The organism is Pseudomonas fluorescens (genome assembly GCF_902497855.1).
Lineage (GTDB): Bacteria > Pseudomonadota > Gammaproteobacteria > Pseudomonadales > Pseudomonadaceae > Aquipseudomonas > Aquipseudomonas fluorescens_BI.
This window is the reverse complement of sequence record NZ_CABVHU010000015.1, coordinates 164,719-170,759: the sequence shown is the minus strand read 5'-3', so window position 1 is coordinate 170,759 and position 6,041 is coordinate 164,719. Positions and strand designations below refer to the sequence as shown.

General features: G+C 62.9%; 4 protein-coding genes. 2 read left to right on the top strand and 2 right to left on the bottom strand.

Features of this window, described 5'->3' with window-relative positions; all coding sequences use genetic code 11:
- Positions 1-290 precede the first annotated feature (290 nt).
- On the top strand, positions 291-839 hold the full coding sequence (locus F8N96_RS26625) for a cytochrome b (RefSeq protein ID WP_150800325.1): 549 nt from the start codon (positions 291-293) through the stop codon (positions 837-839).
- A gap of 187 nt (positions 840-1,026) precedes the next feature.
- Here the strand turns inward: F8N96_RS26625 and F8N96_RS26620 are convergent, their stop codons facing one another.
- Together F8N96_RS26620 and F8N96_RS26610 are read right to left on the bottom strand one after the other, a co-directional pair.
- Positions 1,027-1,953, bottom strand: a complete 927-nt coding sequence (locus F8N96_RS26620) for a 1-aminocyclopropane-1-carboxylate deaminase/D-cysteine desulfhydrase (RefSeq protein WP_150800331.1) — start codon at positions 1,951-1,953, stop codon at positions 1,027-1,029.
- A 704-nt stretch (positions 1,954-2,657) separates the two neighbouring features.
- Entirely contained in the window at positions 2,658-4,697 is a 2,040-nt protein-coding gene (locus F8N96_RS26610) for an NADPH-dependent 2,4-dienoyl-CoA reductase (RefSeq protein WP_150800323.1), read from the bottom strand.
- Between the two features lie 210 nt (positions 4,698-4,907).
- On the opposite strand from F8N96_RS26610, the gene F8N96_RS26605 reads away from it, so the two are divergent.
- On the top strand, positions 4,908-6,038 hold the full coding sequence (locus tag F8N96_RS26605; protein WP_150800322.1) for a carbon-nitrogen hydrolase family protein: 1,131 nt from the start codon (positions 4,908-4,910) through the stop codon (positions 6,036-6,038).
- Positions 6,039-6,041: the final 3 nt, after the last annotated feature.

Below are 6,041 nucleotides of genomic sequence, written 5' to 3'. Positions count from 1 at the left end.
CATTTATGTTGAATGTGATGGCCTCTTCGCTGGCAAGCCAGCTCCTACAGTGCTCGCGAAGGCGTCAGACCAGTCAACATTTATGTTGAATGTGATGGCCTCTTCGCTGGCAAGCCAGCTCCTACAGTGCTCGCGAAGGCGTCAGACCAGTCAACATTTATGTTGAATGTGATGGCCTCTTCGCTGGCAAGCCAGCTCCTACAGAGGCAAACCCGGCGAAACAGGATTACAGTTAAACGCACATCGTCGACCAAGAACGGTGGCCTGACCTGACCTGTGAGGAACGCCGTATGCCCTGGAAGAATTCCGACTCGCGCTACAGCACCGTGTCGATCGCCCTGCACTGGTTGATGCTGGTCCTGCTGGCGCTGGTCTACGCCTGTATCGAGTTTCGCGGGATCTTTCCCAAAGGCAGCGGCGGTCGCACGCTGATCACCGAATCGCACTTCATGCTGGGTTTGACCGTGTTCGTGCTGGTCTGGTTGAGACTGTTCGCCCGCAGCCTGGGTCCGGCACCGCAGATCTTCCCGGCCTCCCCCCGCTGGCAAACCCTGTTGGCGAAATTGATGCACTGGGCGTTGTACCTGTTCATGATCGCCATGCCGATACTGGGCTGGCTGGTCACCAGTGCCAAGGGCCATCAAGTGATGTTCTATGGTTTCGATTTGCCGCTGCTGGTCGCGGAGGACAAGGCGTTGGCCAAGCAGATCCAGGGCTGGCATGAACTCGGCGGCACCCTGGGTTACTGGCTGATCGGCCTGCATGCCCTGGCGGGGATTTATCACCATTATGTGGTGGGGGATAACACGTTGCTGCGGATGATGCCCAAGCGCGGTTGAACCGTGATGAGAAAACGCCTGGGCAAGTGATCATTTGTGGCGAGGGAGCTTGCTCCCGCTCGACTGCGTAGCAGGCGCAAAACGGTTGGCCGAGGTCAATCAGGTCATGCGCGTTCGGCTTTTTTGGGGCCGCTTCGCAGCCCAGCGGGACGGTGCGGCGTTCCGACAAGCTCCCTCGCCACGAACTTTATCTCTGTGGATTGAACCCCCGGCGGCCTTGCAAGCCGCCGGTATGGATGAAGATCAGGCGCGTTCCCCGGGGAAACTTACCGGCGTCGACTTGCTGCTTAAGTGCCAGTAGGGCTTTGCCGGTGTACAGCGGTTCGAGGGGAATGCCGCTGGCCCGCTCGGTCCGCTCGATGAATTCGAGCAACAGCGGATCGACTTTGGCAAAGCCCCCCCGACTGGCGTCCAGCAGTTCATAGGCGGTATCGACCAACCCCGCTTCCTGCACAATGCCCTGGACCTGCTGCGCCACACCATGATCGTCGGGCACTGCCAGGGCGCCATGCACCGGATGCTCGCCCGCTTCGGCCAGCACCAGGCCGGCCAGGGTCGTGCCGGTGCCGCAGGCCAGCCACCAGCCGTCGTAGTCGCTCCACCCCAGACCGCTCAACTGCTCGCTGACCATGGTTTTCAGCGGCATGCAGCCCTTGGCGCCCGGCAAACCGCCGCCACCTTCCGGCACCGGCTGCAGATCGGGATATTGCGACCGCCATGGCTGCCAGAAACCGGGGGCGTGCCGTGCGCGATAACCGCCATAACCCAACCAGTGCAACGCCATGCCGAACGCCTGCAGGTCTTGCACCGTGGGGGTGTCTTGCGGATGTCCGCGCAGCAGACCGACAGTGGGGAAACCGAAGCGTTTGCCAGCGGCGGCCAGGGCATGCAAGTGATTGGAGTGGGCGCCGCCCAGGCTGATGATGCCCTTGGCCCCGGCCAGGTCAGCGGCCTTGAGGTGTTCGGTGAGCTTGAACCACTTGTTGCCGCTGATCAGCGGGTCGATCTGATCCAGGCGCAGGACGGCGACTTCGATGCCTGATCGGTTTAGCCAATCCAGATGAAGAAGTTCGAGGGGAGCTTCGGGTTGCCAGTGGGCAGGAGGAGAAAGCATTGGTGCCTGATTGGGCTGGGAAAGAGCGAGCATTCTAGTCGCTCATAGGCCGCCTTCGCGAGCAAGCCCGCTCCCACATTGGCACGGTGTCAGGCACGGATCTCCCAGATGCCGACGATCCCCTGTGGGAGCGAGCCTGCTCGCGAAGGCGGCGGCAAATTCAACATTCGCAGCGACAGACATACCGCTTTCGCGAGCAGGCTCGCTCCCCCATTGGCACGGTGGCAGGCACGGATCTCCCAGATGCCGACGATCCCCTGTGGGAGCGAGCCTGCTCGCGAAGGCGGCGGCAAATTCAACATTCGCAGCGACAGACATACCGCTTTCGCGAGCAGGCTCGCTCCCCCATTGGCACGGTGGCAGGCACGGATCTCCCAGATGCCGACGATCCCCTGTGGGAGCGAGCCTGCTCGCGAAGGCGGCGGCAAATTCAACATTCGCAGCGACAGACATACCGCTTTCGCGAGCAGGCTCGCTCCCCCATTGGCACGGTGGCAGGCACGGATCTCCCAGATGCCGACGATCCCCTGTGGGAGCGAGCCTGCTCGCGAAGGCGGCGGCAAATTCAACATTCGCAGCGACAGACATACCGCTTTCGCGAGCAGGCTCGCTCCCCCATTGGCACGGTGGCAGGCACGGATCTCCCAGATGCCGGCAATCCCGGCGACTTGCCCGCGATTGCCATTGGTACGTCGGACCTGCTGTTATAACTCAGCCGCCAACCGCGACCCCTGATTGATCGCCCGCTTCGCATCCAGCTCCGCCGCCACATCCGCGCCGCCGATCAAATGCACGTTCTGTCCCGCCGCCACCAGGCCGTCATGCAGTTCACGCAGGGGATCCTGCCCGGCGCAGATCACGATGTTGTCCACCGGCAGCAGTTGCGGTTCGCCGGTGTCGCCGATGCGGATGTGCAGGCCTTGGTCGTCGATCTTCAGGTACTCGACGCTGTTGAGCATCTGCACCTGCTTGTTCTTCAGGCCGGTGCGGTGAATCCAGCCGGTGGTCTTGCCCAGGCCGTCGCCGACCTTGGATTTCTTGCGTTGCAGCAGGAACACCTCACGAGCCGGTGCATGGGGCTCGGCCTGGATGCCGGCCACACCGCCGCGGGCTTGAAGGTGGGTATCGATGCCCCACTCCTTCCAGAACGCTTCACGGTCCTGGCTGGTGGCCACGCCCTGGTGAACCAGAAATTCCGACACGTCGAAACCGATCCCCCCGGCGCCGATCACCGCGACACGCTTGCCCACCGGTTTGCGCTCGAGGATCACGTCCAGGTAGCTCAGCACCTTGGCGTGCTCCACGCCCGGAATCGCCGGGGTCCTCGGGGCGATGCCGGTGGCGAGGATGATCTCGTCGTAACCGCCTGCCAGCAACTGCGCCACATCGACCCGGGTGTTCAGGCACACCTCGACGTTGGTGGTCTGCAGCTTGCGGTTGAAGTAGCGCAGGGTTTCGAAGAACTCTTCCTTGCCCGGCACTCGCTTGGCGATGTTGAACTGGCCACCGATTTCACTGGCCGAATCGAACAGCGTCACCTGATGGCCACGTTCGGCGGCCACGGTCGCCGCGGACAGACCGGCGGGGCCGGCGCCGACCACGGCGATTTTCTTGATCTGCTGCACCGGCAGGTAATTGAGTTCGGTCTCGTGGCAGGCCCGCGGGTTCACCAGGCAGCTGGTCAACTTGCCGCCAAAGGTGTGATCGAGGCACGCCTGGTTGCAGCCGATGCAGGTGTTGATTTCATCGGCACGACCGGCGGCGGCCTTGTTGACGAAGTCCGGGTCGGCGAGGAAGGGGCGCGCCATGGACACCATGTCGGCATCGCCTTCGGCGAGGATCTGCTCGGCGACTTCCGGGGTGTTGATGCGGTTGGTGGTGATCAGCGGAATGTTCACCGAGCCGCGCAGCTTGGCCGTGACTTTGCTGAACGCACCGCGCGGCACCTTGGTGGCAATGGTGGGGATTCGTGCTTCGTGCCAGCCGATGCCGGTGTTGATGATGGTCGCGCCAGCCTGCTCGATGGCCTTGGCCAACTGCACGATTTCTTCCCAGGAGCTGCCGCCTTCCACCAGGTCGAGCATCGACAGGCGGAAGATGATGATGAAGTTCGGGCCGACCGCTTCGCGCACCCGGCGCACGATCTCTACCGGCAGGCGCATGCGGTTTTCGTAGCTGCCGCCCCAACGGTCGGTGCGGTGGTTGGTGTGGGCGGCGAGGAACTGGTTAATGAAATAACCTTCCGAGCCCATGATCTCGACACCGTCGTACTCGGCGGTTTGCGCCAGGGTCGAGCAGGTGACGAAATCGCTGATCTGTTTCTCGATGCCCTCCTCGTCCAGCTCCTTGGGCTTGAACGGGTTGATCGGCGCCTGGATCGCACTCGGCGCGACCTGTTTCGGGCTATAGGCATAACGGCCGGCGTGCAGGATCTGCATGCAGATCTTGCCGCCCGCCTCGTGCACCGCGCGGGTCACGATCCGGTGTTTGAGCGCTTCTTCCTCGGTGGTCAGCTTGGCCGCACCGGAATACACCCCGCCCTCGTCGTTGGGGCCAATGCCGCCGGTGACCATCAGGCCCACGCCGCCCCGGGCACGCTCGGCGAAGTACGCGGCCATGCGCTCGAAACCGCCGGGTTTCTCCTCAAGACCGGTGTGCATCGAGCCCATCAGGGTGCGGTTGCGCAACGTGGTAAAACCCAGGTCCAGCGGGGCCAACAGGTGCGGGTAATGAGCGGCGGCCATCGGTAACTCCACAACGAACGATCACGGAAAAAGTGAGGGTGCTCTTTGGCACCCCTCTGTCATGTGGCACAGACTATGAGCACGCCACCGGTCGCTCAATGACCGTAACTGACAACTTATTGATCCAAATGCGCAGCGCCCCTTGGCAAGCGCCGGCATGGGCCCTACCCTAGTCAGCGAATCCTGCACACGGCTGTTGACTGTTTTCCCATGCGCAAACTTCTGTACCTGACGTTCTCCATGGCATTGATTGCCGCCTTGACCACCTACGCGATGTGGGCCGCTGACCGTCCGGTGGGTCACTACCTGTCGGACCTGCGGATCGATCTCGCCGTCGATCAGGGCACGCCTGCCGATCGCGGCAACCTGCTGGGCATCCAGCCCGAACTGTTCCCCACCGATTACCAAAGCTCCGAGCGCTTGCACCGCAAGCTCGCGGCCTATTTGCAGAAGGCCCGGGACCAGGGCCTGCTGAATGAAAAAACCATTGTCGTGCTGCCGGAACACATCGGTACCTGGCTGATGGTCAGCGGCGAGAAAGATGAGCTGTACCAGGCCACCACCCTCAAGGAAGCCATGAACTGGCTGGCGGCGAGCAATCCCTTGAAGTTCATCCGCGCCCTGGTCAGTGCCCGGGGCGACAGTCGCCTGGACGATGCTCACCTGCGGATGAAAGCCAAAGGCATGGCCAAGGATTACCAGGCTCTGTTCGGTGGCCTGGCCAAGGAATTCCAGGTGACCCTGGTGGCCGGCTCCATCGTGTTGCCCGAACCGAGCATCATCGAGGGCCGGCTGAAAGTCGGCGGCGGCGCGCTGTATAACAGCAGCGTGGTGTTCGGCCGTGACGGCCTGCCGATCGGCCAACCCCAGCGCCAGATGCACCCGGTATTCGATGACCATGAGGTTATTGCGGCCAATGGCGAGCGCACGCTCAGCGTGGTCGATACCCCGGCCGGACGCCTGGGAGTGCTGATCGGCAGCGACAGCTGGTACCCGGATGCCTACCGCAAGCTGGACGACCAGGGCGCGAAGTTCGTCGCGGTGCCGGCCTTCGTGACCGGGCGCGGTACCTGGGATAAACCGTGGCGCGGCTACAAGGGGTTGTCGACGCCCGGCTCCGTCAGCCTCAAGGCCGAAGAACTCAGCGAAGGCCAGGCCTGGCATCACCTGACCCTCACCGCTCAACCGCCCAGCAGCCAGGCGATCGCCGGCATGAGCGTGTTCCTGCGCGGTCAGTTCTGGGATCAGGGCAGCGCCGGGCAGAGCTTTCTCAGCAGCAACGGCCAGCATTTCGCCGACGGCAATGCCCCTGGCGCGCGTTTGCTGAACCTGTGGTTATAACCC